At 70.5% G+C, this 15,054-nt stretch carries 14 protein-coding genes; 2 read left to right on the forward strand and 12 right to left on the reverse strand.

Annotated elements, in window-relative coordinates; all coding sequences use genetic code 11:
- Positions 1–12: 12 nt before the first annotated feature.
- The 7 genes from ACK1X7_RS19820 to ACK1X7_RS19850 all read right to left on the reverse strand — a co-directional run bounded on the left by ACK1X7_RS19820 (position 13) and on the right by ACK1X7_RS19850 (position 6,577).
- Complete coding sequence (locus ACK1X7_RS19820; protein WP_413115417.1) at positions 13–1,668, reverse strand: beta-N-acetylhexosaminidase; 1,656 nt, start codon at positions 1,666–1,668, stop codon at positions 13–15.
- A 99-nt stretch (positions 1,669–1,767) separates the two neighbouring features.
- Positions 1,768–2,637, reverse strand: a complete 870-nt coding sequence (locus ACK1X7_RS19825; protein ID WP_385153099.1) for a carbohydrate ABC transporter permease — start codon at positions 2,635–2,637, stop codon at positions 1,768–1,770.
- Positions 2,634–3,632, reverse strand: a complete 999-nt coding sequence (locus ACK1X7_RS19830) for a carbohydrate ABC transporter permease (RefSeq protein ID WP_413115418.1) — start codon at positions 3,630–3,632, stop codon at positions 2,634–2,636. The genes ACK1X7_RS19825 and ACK1X7_RS19830 overlap by 4 nt, the downstream gene beginning before the upstream one ends.
- A complete protein-coding gene (locus tag ACK1X7_RS19835; RefSeq protein WP_385153105.1) occupies positions 3,629–4,966 on the reverse strand; it encodes an extracellular solute-binding protein in 1,338 nt (445 codons plus the stop codon). Before ACK1X7_RS19835 ends, ACK1X7_RS19830 begins: the two co-directional genes overlap by 4 nt.
- A 157-nt stretch (positions 4,967–5,123) precedes the next feature.
- Positions 5,124–5,534, reverse strand: coding sequence for a hypothetical protein (locus tag ACK1X7_RS19840; protein WP_390794934.1), 411 nt, complete (start codon positions 5,532–5,534; stop codon positions 5,124–5,126).
- Positions 5,535–5,680: 146 nt separating this feature from the next.
- Positions 5,681–5,968, reverse strand: a complete 288-nt coding sequence (locus ACK1X7_RS19845) for a DUF3039 domain-containing protein (protein WP_075200572.1) — start codon at positions 5,966–5,968, stop codon at positions 5,681–5,683.
- 21 nt (positions 5,969–5,989) lie between these two features.
- Positions 5,990–6,577, reverse strand: a complete 588-nt coding sequence (locus ACK1X7_RS19850; RefSeq protein ID WP_078647448.1) for a YqgE/AlgH family protein — start codon at positions 6,575–6,577, stop codon at positions 5,990–5,992.
- Positions 6,578–6,831: 254 nt separating this feature from the next.
- Between ACK1X7_RS19850 and murA the strand changes: the two genes are divergently transcribed.
- Positions 6,832–8,175 (forward strand): UDP-N-acetylglucosamine 1-carboxyvinyltransferase, encoded by a 1,344-nt coding sequence (gene murA, locus ACK1X7_RS19855; protein WP_385153111.1) that lies wholly within the window; start codon positions 6,832–6,834, stop codon positions 8,173–8,175.
- A 380-nt stretch (positions 8,176–8,555) separates the two neighbouring features.
- On the opposite strand, the gene ACK1X7_RS19860 is transcribed toward murA, so the two are convergent.
- Both ACK1X7_RS19860 and ACK1X7_RS19865 read right to left on the reverse strand, forming a co-directional pair.
- The gene (locus ACK1X7_RS19860) at positions 8,556–8,837 is read right to left on the reverse strand and encodes an HU family DNA-binding protein (protein ID WP_009717479.1); all 282 of its coding nucleotides are present in this window, start codon (positions 8,835–8,837) and stop codon (positions 8,556–8,558) included.
- Between the two features lie 255 nt (positions 8,838–9,092).
- Complete coding sequence (locus ACK1X7_RS19865; RefSeq protein WP_208519704.1) at positions 9,093–10,514, reverse strand: NAD-dependent malic enzyme; 1,422 nt, start codon at positions 10,512–10,514, stop codon at positions 9,093–9,095.
- A gap of 268 nt (positions 10,515–10,782) precedes the next feature.
- On the opposite strand from ACK1X7_RS19865, the gene ACK1X7_RS19870 reads away from it, so the two are divergent.
- Positions 10,783–10,992 carry a cold-shock protein gene (locus ACK1X7_RS19870; protein ID WP_014061093.1) on the forward strand — a complete coding sequence of 70 codons (210 nt, stop codon included), beginning with the start codon at positions 10,783–10,785 and terminating at the stop codon, positions 10,990–10,992.
- A gap of 205 nt (positions 10,993–11,197) precedes the next feature.
- Here ACK1X7_RS19870 and ACK1X7_RS19875 read toward each other — a convergent pair whose 3' ends face one another.
- The 3 genes from ACK1X7_RS19875 to ACK1X7_RS19885 form a co-directional block, all read right to left on the reverse strand.
- On the reverse strand, positions 11,198–13,708 hold the full coding sequence (locus tag ACK1X7_RS19875) for a HelD family protein (protein ID WP_413115419.1): 2,511 nt from the start codon (positions 13,706–13,708) through the stop codon (positions 11,198–11,200).
- A 63-nt stretch (positions 13,709–13,771) separates the two neighbouring features.
- Entirely contained in the window at positions 13,772–14,530 is a 759-nt protein-coding gene (locus ACK1X7_RS19880) for an anti-sigma factor family protein (RefSeq protein ID WP_385156630.1), read from the reverse strand.
- Complete coding sequence (locus ACK1X7_RS19885) at positions 14,527–15,048, reverse strand: sigma-70 family RNA polymerase sigma factor (RefSeq protein ID WP_385156633.1); 522 nt, start codon at positions 15,046–15,048, stop codon at positions 14,527–14,529. Before ACK1X7_RS19885 ends, ACK1X7_RS19880 begins: the two co-directional genes overlap by 4 nt.
- Positions 15,049–15,054 lie beyond the last annotated feature (6 nt).

Consider the following 15,054-nt stretch of genomic DNA (forward strand, 5'->3'; position numbering starts at 1 on the left):
CGGCGGGGCGGCTCATACGATCGGGGGCGCTCCCTCGCGCGGGCGTCCGAGCAGGCCGGGGCGCCGCTGCCAGGGGAGCGGCCCGGCGGGCGGGCGGTAGCTCACGCCGAGCGCGTCCAAACGCGCGTAATGTGCCTCCATGCGCCCCTGGAACGCCCCGAAGTCCCGTTCGGACGAGGGCGGCAGCGCCGACCAGACGACCTCGGCGAAGGCGGCGAGCCGGGGGAAGGTCTGGTAGTCGACGCGCCGCCGGTCCTCCATCACCTCGGTCCAGACATTGGCCTGGGCGCCCAGCACCCGGTCCGCGTCGGCTCCGGTGAGCTGTGGTGGAACCGGTTCGAAGCGATAGACATCCTCCAGGGTGCGGACGTAGCCGATCGGAACCGGCTCGTCCTCGCCCGGAGCCTGCCGGTGGTCGAAGTACACCTGCTGCTCGGGGCACATGACGACGTCATGGCCGGCCCGTGCGGCGGCGATCCCGCCCGCGTAACCGCGCCAGGAGGAGACCGCGGCGCCCTCCGGCAGCGGGGCGTCGGCCGCGCCGCCCTCGAGGATCTCGTCCCAGCCGATCAGCCGCCGACCGCGCTCGGCGAGCCAGTGGCCGAAGTGGCGGATGAACCAGCTCTGGAGCTCGTCCTCGTCGGCGAGACCCTGCGCGCGGATGCGCTCCTGGGCGGCCGGGGACGCCTTCCACTGGTCCTTGGGGCACTCGTCGCCGCCGATGTGGACGAAGGTGCCGGGGAACAGCTCCAGCACCTCTTCCAGCACATGCTCGAAGAAGCGGAGCGTGTTGTCGGTGGGGGCGAGTACGTTCGGGTTGACGCCCCAGGTGGTCCAGACTCCGAGGGAGGCGGTGTCGATGACATCGGTGTTGCCCAGCTCCGGGTACGCGGCGATGGCGGCCTGTGAATGCCCGGGAATGTCGATCTCCGGCACGACGGTGATATGCCGCTCGGCGGCGTAGGCGACGATCTCGCGGATGTCGTCCTGGGTGTAGTAGCCGCCGTGCGGCCGCTCGTCCCACAGCGGGGACGCCCGGTGGCCGAGCTTGGTGCGCTCACGCCAGGCGCCGGTCTCGGTCAGCTTGGGATAGCGGCGGATCTCGACGCGCCAGCCCTGGTCGTCGGTGAGGTGGAAGTGGAAGACATTGAGCTTGTGGGCGGCGAGCAGGTCGAGATAGGCGAAGACGCCGTCCTTGGGCATGAAGTGACGGGCCACATCCAGCATCAGCCCGCGCCAGGCGAACCGCGGCGCGTCCTCGACCGTCCGCTCCGCCAGCTCCCAGCCGGTCTCCGCGTCCCTGAGCGGGGCGCGGCGGAAGGCGTCGGGGCCCAGCAACTGACGGAGCGTCTGGGTGCCCCAGTGGACGCCCGCGGCCGTGCCGCCCGCGATCTCCACCCGGCCGTCGGCGACGGTGAGCCGGTAGCCCTCGGGCTCCAGCGCGGCGTCGATCCGCAGCGTGAGGGTGTCGGGGCCGCCGGGTTCGCCGTCCGGCAGGGACAGGCCGAGCGCCTGGCCGAGGGTGGTGCGCAGCAGGCGCGCCACGCCCTCGGTGCCGGGGGCGGCGGCCAGGGCGGTGTGCCGCGGGTGGATCCGCGCGCCCGCGCGGCCCGTACGGCTCTGGTCATGGCGGGGCGCGGGGATCAGTCCCGCGGCGTCGTGTGGCATCTGCTCCCTCATCGGCCCTTGTCGGCGCGTTGAAAGCCCTTGTCGGTCCGTTCGCCGGCCTTCTTCGTCGGTCCTTCTCCCCGTCAGCCCTTCTCTCCGTCAGTCCTTCACGGCGCCGCCGAGACCGGAGACCAGTCGGCGCTGTACGAGGACGAAGAAGACCAGTACGGGGATGGTCATGACGGTGGACGCCGCCATGATGCCTCCCCAGTCGTTGCCCTCGGCCTTGAAGAAGACCAGCAGCGCCATCGGAAGGGTGGAGTTCTCGGTCGCGCTGATGATGAAGGACTTGGCGAACAGGAAGTCGTTCCAGGTGGAGATGAAGGAGAAGACGCTCGTCGCGACCAGTCCGGGGAAGACCAGCGGGAAGAGGATCTGCCACAGGAAGCGGGAGCGGCTGGCCCCGTCGAGATAGGCCGCCTCCTCCAGCGCCTCGGGCACGGCCTTGACGAAGCCGCGCAGCATCCAGATGGCGAACGGCAGCGAGAAGGCGATATGCGGCAGGATCAGCGAGCCCAGGGTGTTGAGCCCGATCCCCGGCACCGACTCCCCCAGATCGCGCATCAGGAAGAACAGCGGGATGGTCAGTGCCTCGATCGGCACCATCTGCGCGACCAGGAACATGATCAGCAGCGTGGTGCGGAAGCGGAACCGGAAGCGGGCGACCGCCGTGGCCGCGAGGAAGGCGATCAGCGCCGAGGCGACCACCACCACCCCGGCCACCAGGAGGCTGTTGAGGAAGTAGCGCCCGAAGTCCTCCTGCTGGAAGACGCGCCGGAAGGAGTCCAGCGAGGGGGCCGTCGTCCACGGCCGGGGCTCGGTGGACTGGATCTCCCCCTCGGGCTTGAAGGCCGAGAGCACCATCCAGTACAGCGGGAAGGCGACCACGGCCGCCACGATCAGGGCGGTGGCCTCGGCGGCGAAGCGCCAGGGACGGCGGATGCGCAGCGAGACGCGCGAGTGGCTCACAGTTCTTCTCCCTGGCGTCGCAGCAGCCGCAGATAGACCAGCGTCACGACCAGCAGGATGAGCAGCATCACCACGCCGATCGCCGAGCCCAGGCTGTACTGCGAGGACGCGAACGCCTTCTGGTACGCGTACACGTTGAGCACCATGTTCTGGCGCGCGATCCCGCCGCCGTCGGTCATCACGTAGATCTGGGTGAAGACCTTGAAGTCCCAGATGATGGACTGGATGGTCACCACGACGAGGATCGGCCGCAGCATCGGCGCCATGATGGTGCGCCAGATCCGCCAGGTGGAGGCGCCGTCGAGGGCGGCGGCCTCCAGCACCTCGGTGGGGATGGCCTTGATGCCCGCGTAGACGGTGACCATCACGAACGGGAACGAGCACCACACGACCTCGAACAGCACCAGGGCGAAGGCGCTGTAGCGGTCGTAGGTCCAGGAGTAGTTCTCGAACCCGGAGAGCCCGAACCACACCAGGATCTTGTTCACCGGCCCGAAGTCGGGGTCGAAGAGGAAGACCCAGACCGTCGAGCCGGTGATCGCCGGGGTGGCCCAGGCGCCGAGCGCGGCCAGCATCAGCGCCAGCCGCGGAATGGCCCGTACGCGCGTCAGCAGCACCGCGAGCGCGCAGCCGACCGCGAGGGTCGACACCACGCAGACGGTGGCGAAGAGCAGCGTGGCCACGACGACGTTCCAGAACTCGCCGTCGCGGAACAGCTCGGCGTAGTTGGCGAATCCCTGGAAGGTGGTCGGCTCACCGCCGCTGACCTGCGCCTGGGTGTACTCCAGGAAGGAGATCAGACCGAGCTGGTAGATCGGGTAGACGAGCAGCCCGCCCAGGACGACGAGCGCCGGGGCCAGATAGAGCCAGGGCGTCCAGGCTCCCCGCCGGGAGCCCTTCCTGGCTCGGCCCCCGGCCGGGACGACGGGGCCCGGCCGGGGCCGGCGGCCCTTGGCGGGGGCGCGCCGGGCGTGCTGTGCGGTGCCGGAGCTCACTGCTGGAATGCCTCGTCCATCTTCTTCGCGGCGTCCTTGGTGGCGGTCTCCACGTTCTTACGGCCGCTGACGATCTCCTGGAACATGGTGGGCAGGACGAGCTGCGCGTCGATGGCCGCCCAGCCGGGCGAGGCGGGCACGAACTTGGCGCTGTCGTTGAGGGTCTTCACGAAGGGCTTCACGAAGGGGTCCTTCTGGGCCACATCGCCGCGCACATCGGTGAAGGTCGGCAGGAAGCCCATGGCGTCGTAGAGCTTGCGCTGGGTCTGCTTGCCGGAGAGCGTCTGGAGCAGGTCCACGGCGAGCGTGCGGTGCGTGGTGCTCTTGAGCACCCCGACGTTGTTGCCGCCCGCGAAGGCCGGGGCGATGTCGCCCTTCTTCACACCCGGCAGCGGCACGACCTTGTACTTGCCCTTGACCTTGCCCGCCTCGATGGCCTGGCGGCTGAAGTCGCCGCCGATCGCCATGCCCGCCTTGCCCGAGGCGAACGCCTCGATGGTGTCGTTGCCGCCCCACTGGGCGCACTTGGCGGCCGGGCAGTTGTCGTTGCCGAAGAGCGAGGTGTACGCCTTGACGCCCTTCTGGGCGTTGGCGCTGTCGATGGCCGACTCGTACTCGTTCGAGCCGAACTTGCCCTTCTCGCTGGCGAGGTCGCCGCCGTTGGCCCAGATGAAGGGCATCGCGCCGTAGGTGTAGGCGCCGCCGACCGCGAGACCGTACAGATCCGACCGCTCCGCGCGGATCTTCTTCGCGGTCGCAATCAGTTCGTCCTGGGTGGTCGGGGGCTCCAGGTCGAGGTCCTTGAAGACGTCCGTCCGGTAGTACAGCGCCCGGACGCCGACGAAGAGCGGAGCGCCGTAGACCTTGCCGCCGATGGTCAGCGAGTACTTCGCGGTGGGGTCGATGTTCGTCGAGTCGCCCCAGGCGCCGAACTCCTTGCTGATGTCCAGCAGCCCGCCGTCCTTGACGTAACCGGCGGTGTCGGTGTTGCCGTACTCGATGACGTCGGGAGCGCTCTTGGGGTCGTTGAAAGCCGCCTTGATCTTCTGCGCCCGGGTGTCGATCGGGATGTAGGTCACCTCGACCTCGGTCCCGTCATGCTCCTTCTCGAAGCCGGCGACCGCCTCGTCGATCACCTTCTTCTTGGGCGCGTTGTTGACCTCCTGGAAGAGCCAGACGCGCAGCTTGCCGCTCTTCTCGTCCTTGTCGGAGCTGTTGTCGGAGGTGGACGGAGCGCATCCGGTCGCGGCCAGCCCCGCCAGGGTCAGTGCCGCCACGGGCACGGTGACGCGCGAGGACAAGCGGGAGAACACGGAGAGATGGGACGACTTCATGAGGACCCTTAAACATTTGGCGTTGCAACATATGCAACGCATGTTTCGCTCAGCACAATATGCGTGAGGCTAGGGAACCTTGAGCGACCCCACAAGAGGTCTGAACCACTCCGTGACCAAATGAGCCGAACCGCTGTATGGCGCAACGGACTTCGCGCTAGCGACGCGGTAACTCTTCACCCGGATAGGCGGGTTCAACATACGGCACGGCTTCCACCCGCGCACCCGCTTCCTCCAGGCGCGCGATCACCCGGTCCCAGTCGGGCCAGGTCTTCCGGATCCGCTCCAGGACGTGGTCGCTGGCCACCAGCACCACATCACAGCCCGGGTCGGCCGCCCACTCCAGAAGTCTGGGAAGGGTCGGCTGCGCGACCGACATCACACAGCTTCCGGCGGGCCGGTAGCCCCGCTCGGCGGCCAGCCGCCCGCACTGTTCGAGCTGGGCGTCCCAGTCCTTCTCGAACTGGCAGTAGGCGCTGGCGCCTTCCGCATCGGGCTCGTCGACCTCACGCGCCCCGAACACCAGATAGGCGGCCCGCGCCGCCCCGTTCTCCGTACGCCCGCTCATGGGCCGACCCTACTGGGGTCATCCGGCGCACGGCAGGGCGCACAAGCACGGCATGCCCGGCCCGCGACCCCCGAGTGGGGTCGCGGGCCGGGCGAACCGTCTGTCGCGCGAGGCTTGTCCGTCAGGGCCTGGGGCCCCCGGACCGGCTACTTCTTGCCGTCGCCGTCCTTGCCCTTGTCACCGCCGGCGCCCATGCCCTCGAAGATCTCCTTGCACATGGGACACACCGGGTACTTCTTCGGGTCACGGCCCGGGACCCAGACCTTGCCGCACAGTGCGACGACGGGAGATCCGGAGAGGGCGCTCTCCATGATCTTGTCTTTCTGTACATAGTGGGCATAGCGCTCGTGGTCGCCGTCACCGTGCGACACCTGAGGTGTCGGCTCAACGAGGGTCCCCGTGCCTGCCCCGCGCTCGGGTTCAAGAGTGCTCATACAGCCCTAGGGTACTCATGCCTAGTTGAGAGAAGGGTCGTCCGGATACGTGGCGACCATGGCCAGCTCACTGCGCTGGCGGCGCAGCACCGCACGCCACAGCCGCTCGGGGGCGGGCGAGGACACATCGCCCGGCTCGGACTCCACGACATACCACGCGCCCTCGGCGAGCTCGTCCTCGAGCTGACCGGGCCCCCAGCCCGCGTAACCGGCGAAGATCCGCAACGACCCCACGGCGGCCGCCAGCAGCTCCGGCGGCGCCTCCAGGTCGACCAGCCCGATCGCCCCGTGCACTCTGCGCCAGCCGAGTGGCCCGTCCTCGGTGCGCGCCGCGGACCGCCCCGATTCGCCCGGGACGACGGCCACGCCCAGCGCGGAGTCCAGCGAGACCGGACCGCCCTGGAAGACCACCCCCGGCTCCCCGGCCAGCTCGGCCCACGACTCCAGGATGTCGCCCACCCCCACCGGGGTCGGGCGGTTCAGGACCACACCGAGCGAGCCCTCCTCGTCGTGATCGAGGAGGAGCACCACCGCGCGGTCGAAGTTCGGGTCAGCAAGCGCCGGTGTCGCGACAAGCAGCCGTCCTGTGAGCGAGGACACCTCGGTCATGGCCACATGATCCCCCATATCCGGGTCGGAGGGGGAGTGGAAGACGAGTCCCGTATGAGAGCAGGTCGGGGCGCAAGACAGCAGATGCGGCGCACGTGACTGTGGGCTCTTCGAGGGGGACGGAACGTGTTGCCGCCCACACGGGAGGACCCGATGCGCGCAAGAGTCTTACGGAGGCGGTCTCCAGGGCCATTACTCTTGCCCTTTGGCCTCTGTGCCTTTTGGCCCTGCCCGTCTCAGGAACGCGAGACCCGATGACCCGCTCGAACGATGTCCTGCTCGTCCACGGCGGCACCCCGCTCGAAGGCGAGATCCGTGTGCGCGGCGCGAAGAACCTCGTGCCGAAGGCCATGGTGGCCGCCCTGCTCGGCAGTGGGCCCAGCCGGCTGCGCAACGTCCCCGACATCCGCGATGTGCGGGTGGTGCGCGGGCTGCTGCAACTGCACGGCGTGACGGTGCGCCCCGGTGACGAGTCCGGTGAGCTGGTGCTCGACCCCACGCATGTGGAGAGCGCCAATGTCGCCGACATCGACGCGCACGCCGGTTCCTCGCGGATCCCGATCCTCTTCTGCGGCCCGCTGCTGCACCGCCTCGGCCACGCCTTCATCCCCGGCCTGGGCGGCTGTGACATCGGCGGCCGGCCGATCGACTTCCACTTCGACGTGCTGCGCCAGTTCGGCGCGACGATCGAGAAGCGGGCGGACGGCCAGTACCTGGAGGCCCCGCACCGGCTGCGCGGCACCAAGATCCGGCTGCCGTACCCCTCGGTGGGCTCCACCGAGCAGGTGCTGCTGACGGCGGTGCTCGCCGAGGGTGTGACGGAACTCTCCAACGCGGCGGTCGAGCCGGAGATCGAGGACCTCATCTGCGTCCTTCAGAAGATGGGCGCCATCATCTCCATGGACACCGACCGGACGATCCGGATCACCGGTGTCGACAAGCTCGGCGGCTACAACCACCGCGCCCTCCCGGACCGCCTGGAGGCCGCCTCCTGGGCGAGCGCGGCGCTGGCGACCGAGGGCAGCATCTATGTGCGCGGCGCCCGGCAGCGCGAGATGATGACCTTCCTGAACACCTACCGCAAGGTGGGCGGCGCCTTCGACATCGGCGACGAGGGCATACGGTTCTGGCACCCCGGCGGCAAGCTCAACGCGATCGCCCTGGAGACCGACGTCCACCCCGGCTTCCAGACCGACTGGCAGCAGCCGCTGGTGGTGGCCCTGACCCAGGCGTCGGGCCTGTCCATCGTCCACGAGACGGTCTACGAGTCGCGGCTGGGCTTCACCTCGGCGCTCAACCAGATGGGCGCCCACATCCAGCTCTACCGCGAATGCCTGGGCGGCTCGGCCTGCCGCTTCGGCCAGCGCAACTTCCTGCACTCCGCGGTCGTCTCCGGCCCCACCAAGCTCCAGGGCGCCGACCTGATCATCCCCGACCTCCGCGGCGGCTTCTCCTACCTGATCGCGGCCCTGGCGGCCCAGGGCACCTCACGGGTCCACGGCATCGACCTGATCAACCGCGGCTACGAGAACTTCATGGAGAAGTTGGTCGAGCTCGGCGCGAAGGTAGAGCTCCCGGGCGGCACCACCCCCGCATAAACCCCCTCCCCGACCCGACGGCCGGGCCCCGACCACCACAGCCCGCCCCGGCGCCCGGGGCGGGCTGCCCCATCCCACACCCCAAACCACGACGACGCCCCCCCGGCTGGGGGTCCGGGGGTTACCCCCCCGGGGGGATGCAGCATGGAGAAGTTGGTCGAGCTCGGCGCGAAGGTAGAGCTCCCGGGCGGCACCACCCCCGCATAGACGCGGTGGCGCCCGAGCCGGCCGCTACGCCCGAGCCAGGCGCTACGAGGCGTCGGGCTCGGGCGTAGCGGCGGACTCGGGCGCCGTACGCCTCGTAGACGGGCCTCTGGGCCCGTAGGAGCGCCAAAAGGGGCGGTCACCCTCGGGTGACCGCCCCTTTCGTTCGCGAGGGCTTACTTGCCCTTGGCGGCTTCCTTGAGCTTGGAGCCCGCGGAGACCTTCACGCTGTAGCCGGCCGGGATCTCGATCGGCTCACCGGTCTGCGGGTTGCGCGCGGTGCGAGCGGCACGGTGGGTGCGCTCGAAGGTCAGGAAGCCGGGGATGGTGACCTTCTCGTCGCCCTTCGCGACGACCTCACCGGTCACCTCGGCGAGGGCGGCCAGCACGGCGTCGGCGTCCTTCCGGGTCACCTCGGCGCGCTCGGACAGAGCGGCCACCAGCTCACTGCGGTTCATGTTGTACTCCCGTGTTCATCTTGCCAATGAGGCGTGAGATCGAAGCCGATGCTGCCAGGGCCCTCGGACAGTCCCCGGACCCGGGTCTGCTGTTCAGACCCTCGCGCCCGGAACGCATCCTGCCCGCACCTGTGGCGGGAAAGCCAATCCGGAGCCCTCGAGAGTCACACGAAAAGCGCCGTGGCGGTCGTTTTCCTGCCCGCCACCCTATGGCTGCCTCCGGGACCCCACAGCGCGCGACGCGCCGTGCCGGGCCTAGACCGCAGTGGTACCGGTCACAGGGCGCGCCGCGTCCCGTACGGCTCCGGCGACCGCCCCCGCGACCTTGTCGTTGAAGACGCTCGGAATGATGTAGTTGGCATTGAGCTCGTCGTCGTGGACGACGTCCGCGAGCGCGCCGGCAGCGGCCAGCATCATCTCGGTGTTCACCGTACGCGACTGCGCGTCCAGCAAACCACGGAAAACGCCCGGGAACACCAGCACGTTGTTGATCTGGTTCGGGAAGTCCGAGCGTCCGGTGGCCACCACCGCGGCGGTCTGGCGGGCGATCGCCGGGTCCACCTCGGGGTCGGGGTTGGCCAGCGCGAAGACGATCGCGCCGTCCGCCATGGCGGCCACGTCGTCGCCGGAGAGCACGTTCGGGGCCGAGACGCCGATGAAGACGTCCGCGCCGCGCACGGCCTCGCGCAGGGTGCCCGTGACGCCCTCCGGGTTGGTGTTGTCGGCGATCCAGCGCAGCGGGGACTCCGGGTCGGCGGAGACCAGGTCCTCGCGCCCGGCGTGCACCACGCCGTGGATGTCGGCGACCACCGCGTGCCGCACGCCCGCGGCGATCAGCAGCCGCAGGATGGCGGTGCCGGCGGCGCCCGCGCCGGACATGACGACCCGCACATCCTCGATCTTCTTGTCGACCACCCGCAGCGCGTTGGTGAGCGCGGCCAGCACCACGATCGCGGTGCCGTGCTGGTCGTCGTGGAAGACCGGGATGTCCACGGACTCGCGCAGCCGCGCCTCGATCTCGAAGCAGCGGGGGGCGGAGATGTCCTCCAGGTTGATCCCCGCGAAGCCGGGGGCGATGGCCTTCACGATCGCGACGATCTCGTCGGTGTCCTGGGTGTCCAGGCAGATCGGCCAGGCGTCGATGCCCGCGAACCGCTTGAAGAGGGCCGCCTTGCCCTCCATGACCGGCAGAGCGGCCTTGGGGCCGATGTTGCCGAGGCCCAGGACCGCGGAGCCGTCGGTGACGACGGCCACACTGTTGCGCTTGATGGTGAGGCGCCGGGCGTCCTCGGGGTTCTCCGCGATGGCCTGGCAGACCCGGGCGACGCCCGGGGTGTAGACCATGGAGAGGTCGTCACGGTTGCGGATGGGGTGTTTCGACGACATCTCGATCTTGCCGCCGAGGTGCATCAGGAACGTACGGTCGGAGACCTTGCCGAGCGAGACACCTTCGATGCCCCGCAGCTTCTCCACGATTTCCTGGGCGTGCGCGGTCGAGGTGGCGGCGATGGTGACGTCGATACGGAGCTTCTCGTGGCCGGAAGCGGTCACATCGAGGCCCGTGACCGAGCCGCCGGAGGACTCCACGGCCGTGGTGAGCTGGCTGACCGCGGTACCGCTCGCGGGCACCTCCAGTCGGACCGTCATCGAGTACGAGACGCTGGGCGCCGTTGCCATGGCCTGCTTCCTCTGCTTTCCCTGGTACATGCTGTCCGGGCCGCGGGAATGCCGGGCCACGCCTCAGATAGTTGCACCTACCTCTCGGTACGGGGTAACCCGGCCCGACTTTCGGACATATTGTTCTGACATAGCAGAGTGGGGTCACCCGAGTGGAAACCCCCACTCCTTCGCGGGAACGCCTGGCGAGGCGGGCCGTCCGCCGCATCCGCCGTCCTAGGCTCTGGCGCGCTACAGCGTCGGAGGAAGAGACAAGAGGAGCGCGGGCATGGCTCAGGGCACCGTGAAGTGGTTCAACGCCGAGAAGGGCTACGGCTTCATCGCCCAGGAGGACGGCGGACCGGACGTCTTCGTCCACTACAGCTCGATCGACGGCAGCGGCTACCGCAGCCTGGTCGACGAGCAGCGGGTCGAATTCCAGATCGTGCAGGGCCGCAAGGGCCCGCAAGCGGAAGAGGTCCGCATCCTGGGCGGCTGACACCGCCCGGCGCGGACCTCTTCGGAAGAGAAGGGTGGCACCGACCCGCCATGCTCGCCTCGCGGCAAGTGGTCGCTCGAAGCGACGAAGGTTGGGCCCGGGGGCTTGGATCGGGCCGGTGCCACATCAAGGCTAACAAACAGGTCCGGGAAGGGATTCCCCTCCCGGGGGTTGATTTCGCCCCCGCCCGGGCCCTGCGGGAGATTCACTCCCGCAGCAGGTCGGGGACGCCGTGGGCGTCCGGCTCGTCGCGGGTCCCCGACACCACCGTCAGCCGCTGGGTCGCCCGGGTGAGCGCCACGTACAGCACCCGTAGCCCCGCCGGTGACTCGTCGGCGATCTCGGCGGGCGAGACCACGACCGTCGCGTCGTACTCCAGCCCCTTCGCCTCCAGGCTGCCCAGCGCCACCACCCGGTGGCCCAGGCCGGTCAGCCACTGACGGGCCTGCTCGCGGCGGTTCATCGCGACGACGACGCCGACGGTGCCGTCCACCTCGTCCAGCAGCCGGAGCGCCTCCCGGCGCGCGGCCGCGCCGAGGTCGCCGTCCACGCCCGGTGCGAAGCGCGGCCGCACGCCCGTGGAGCGGACCGCCTCGGGCGCGGGGGTGCCGGGCATCGCCAGCGTGAGGACCCTGGTGGCCAGTTCGGCGATCTCGGACGGGTTGCGGTAGTTGACGGTGAGGGTGAAGCGGCGGCGCGGGCGGCTGCCGAGCGCCTCGTCCCGGGCCCGCCCCGCCTCGTCCGGGTCGGACCAGGAACTCTGGGCCGGGTCGCCGACCACCGTCCAGGTGGCGTGGCGGCCACGCCGTCCCACCATCCGCCACTGCATGGGGGTGAGGTCCTGCGCCTCGTCGACGATGACGTGGGCGTAGTCGGCGCGCTCCCGCTCGGCCCGGTCGGCGCGGCCGCGGCGGGGGCCGGCCCGGTCGGCGTAGGTGGTCAGCTCCTCCAGACCGGTCAACTGGTCCAGCGGATCCACCTCGCGGGGGGTGGCGGGGCGGGCGGGGAGGCCCAGCAGGGTGTTCAGCTCGTCCAGCAGCGCGACGTCGTGGACCGAGAGCGGGCCCTGCCCGTCCGGGCCGAGCCGGGCGAGCGACCGGGCCACCTGGCGGACCTCGCGGGGGTTGAGCACCCGCCGCGACCAGCGCCCCAGCCGCTTCTCGTCGGCCATGGCGGCCAGGACGGAGCGGGGGGTGAGCTCGGGCCACCAGGCGTCCAGGAACTCCTGGAAGACGTCCTCGGAGGAGATGTCCTCGTCGAAGCCCTCGCGCGCCTCGGCGGCCAGCTCGGGGTCGGTGTAGCGGCGGGGCGCGCCGGAGCGGGTCCACAGCGCGTCCAGGAGCAGCCGGCGGGCGCGGGGGCGCAGCAGGTTGACGGGGGCGGTGCCGCCCAGCACGTTCTGGCGGATGCGGCGCAGCTCATCGGCGTCCAGCTCGATCCGGGCGCCGAAGGCGACCACGCGCAGCCGCTCGGGCGGGCCGCCGGGTCTGGTCCCGGAGCCCGCGCCGGGTCTGCCGCCGTCGTTCGACGGGGCGGCGGGGGCGCCGAGCGCCACGTCGAGGGTCAACTGGCCGTCGTCCGACGGCGAGGCCGACGAGGGGTCTGACGCATGGTCCGATGTCGAGGCCGACGCGGCAGCGGCTCGCGGCATCTCCAGCGCGCCGCGGGCGGCCTTGCGCAGCACCCTCAGCATCCGGGAGGAGCCCTTGACGCGGGCCACGGCCGGGGTGTCGTACGTGGTGGCCTCGGCGCCCTCCACCAGGGAGCCCACCGCGCGGATGGCCACCTGGCCCTCCTCGCCCAGTGAGGGCAGCACGCCCTCGGTGTAGGCGACCAGCAGCGGGGTGGGGCTGACCACGAGGATGCCGCCCGCGTAGCGCCGCCGGTCCTGGTAGAGGAGGTACGCCGCGCGGTGCAGCGCGACCGCCGTCTTCCCGGTGCCGGGGCCGCCCTCGACCTCGGTGATGGAGGCGGCGGGGGCGCGGATCACCTGGTCCTGCTCGGCCTGGATGGAGGCGACGATGTCCCGCATGGTGTGGCCGCGGGCCTGGCCGAGCGCGGCCATCAGCGCGCCGTCGCCGACCACCGGCAGCGCACTGCCGTCGAGGGTGGCGCTCAGCTCCGGGCGCAGCAGGTCGTCCTCGACGCCGAGCACCCGGCGGCCCTTGCTGCGGATCACCCGGCGGCGGACGACCCGGCCGGGGGCCACCGGGGTCGAGCGGTAGAAGGGCGCGGCGGCGGGCGCCCGCCAGTCGATCACCAGCGGGGCGTAGTCGGCGTCGAGCACGCCGATGCGGCCGATGTGCAGGGTTTCGGCGATCTCCGCGCGGTCGCCGTCCGGGCCGGTGCGGATGGCGTCGTCGGCGGGCTCGACGGAGGTGTACGCGCCGTCCGGGCCGCGCTCGCCGTCCTTGCCCGGCAGCAGATCGATGCGGCCGAAGAGGAAGTCCTCGAACTCGCTGTTCAGCCGGTTGAGGTGGACCCCGGCCCGGAAGACCTGGGCGTCCCGTTCGGCGAGCGCCCCGGGCGTACCGACCTGGCCGCGTTTGGCGGCGTCGTCCATGAGGAACTCCGCCTCGTGGATCTTCTCCTCGAGGCGGTGGTACACCCGGTCCAGATGCGTCTGCTCGATCCGGATCTCGCGGTCCCGGACCCCGTCCCCGCTGTCCCGCCGCGGTGCCGTCCGGTCGTCATGCGTGGCGTTCTGCGCGGCCACCCAGGCCCCCTTCTGTGTTCTTAAGGGCAGCCGTCAACCGTACACCCCCGGGGAGAGGGATTCTCAGAGCCTGACCTCGGCCAGCCGCCGGCCGTCCAGCGTGCGGACCTCGAAACGCTCGATGTCGTCGGTGTTCATGGCGGCGCCGCCCTGGGCGTACAGCGGCTCCTTGCTCCAGCGCGAACCGTCCCCGTCCGTGATGCCGTAGCCCGATGTGGGCACGGCCCAGGTGGTGATGGTCTCCTCGTGGCCGTCCTTGCCGATGGCCACCAGGTCGCAGGTGCGCGGCCCCTTGAGGTTGCCCAGCTTGAGGGCGACGGAGGTGCCCCAGCCCTTCTGCTGGAGCGAGACGGACGCGTCCACCTTGGTGACCGGGTCCACCGCGCTGAACTTCTTGCCCTGCTCGTACACCTGCTGGGAGGTGGACGCCACCGGCTGGGTCTTGCCGTCGTCGGAACTCGCGGTGAGCGCCGCTCCCGCGAGCGGGCCGCCGACGATGAGGACGGCGGCCGCGGCGACGAGGTAGAGCCGCCTTCTGCCGGATGCCTTACGGCTGACCGTGACATCGTCCAGGAGCCGGTCGAGCAGTTCGGGCCCGGGGCGGGCGGTGACCACCGACGGATCCGGGAGCGCGGTGCCGTCGGCGGCGGTGGCGTACTCGGCCAGCAGGGGCGGGAGGCCCATCAGCTCGTCGAGCTCGGCGGCGCACCGCTCGCACCCGATCAGGTGGTCCTCGAAGCGCGCCGCGTCGGCGGGGTCGAGCACTCCGAGCACATAGGCGCCGACCGCGGTGTGCTGCTGGTCGTCCGCTGCCGGCATCATGCCGTAACCCCCCGTTCCTCGAGCGAGAGCTTCAGGGAGCGCAGCGCGTAGAAGACCCGGGACCTTACCGTCCCGGCGGGAACGCCCAGCACCTCGGCCGCCTCACTCACCGTCCGTCCCTTGAAGTATGTCTCCACGAGGGCCGCTCTATGTGCATCGGTGAGGTCATTCAACGCATCGGAAATGGTCATCTGGCGCAATGCCCGGTCGATGTCGTCCGCGGCGGGCATCACATGGAGCGGTGCCGCGTCCACTTCCTGGGGACGTGCCCGGCGTTGCCGGTGGCCGTCGATGACGATGCGGCGGGCCACGGTCACCAGCCACGGCCGTACCGACCCGCCGGAGCGCTGGAGTTGGTCTGCGTTGCGCCAGGCCCGGAGCAAGGTCTCCTGGACCACGTCCTCGGCACGCTGCCGGTCGCCCGCGACCAGGCGCAGGACGAAGGCGAGAAGCGGGCCTGCGTGCTCCGCGTAGAGCGCGCGCATGAGCGCGTCGTCCGGTGTCGTCCTCTCGGTCACGAGGGC

The organism is Streptomyces sp. CY-1 (genome assembly GCF_047218265.1).
Classification (GTDB): Bacteria; Actinomycetota; Actinomycetes; order Streptomycetales; family Streptomycetaceae; genus Streptomyces; species Streptomyces niphimycinicus.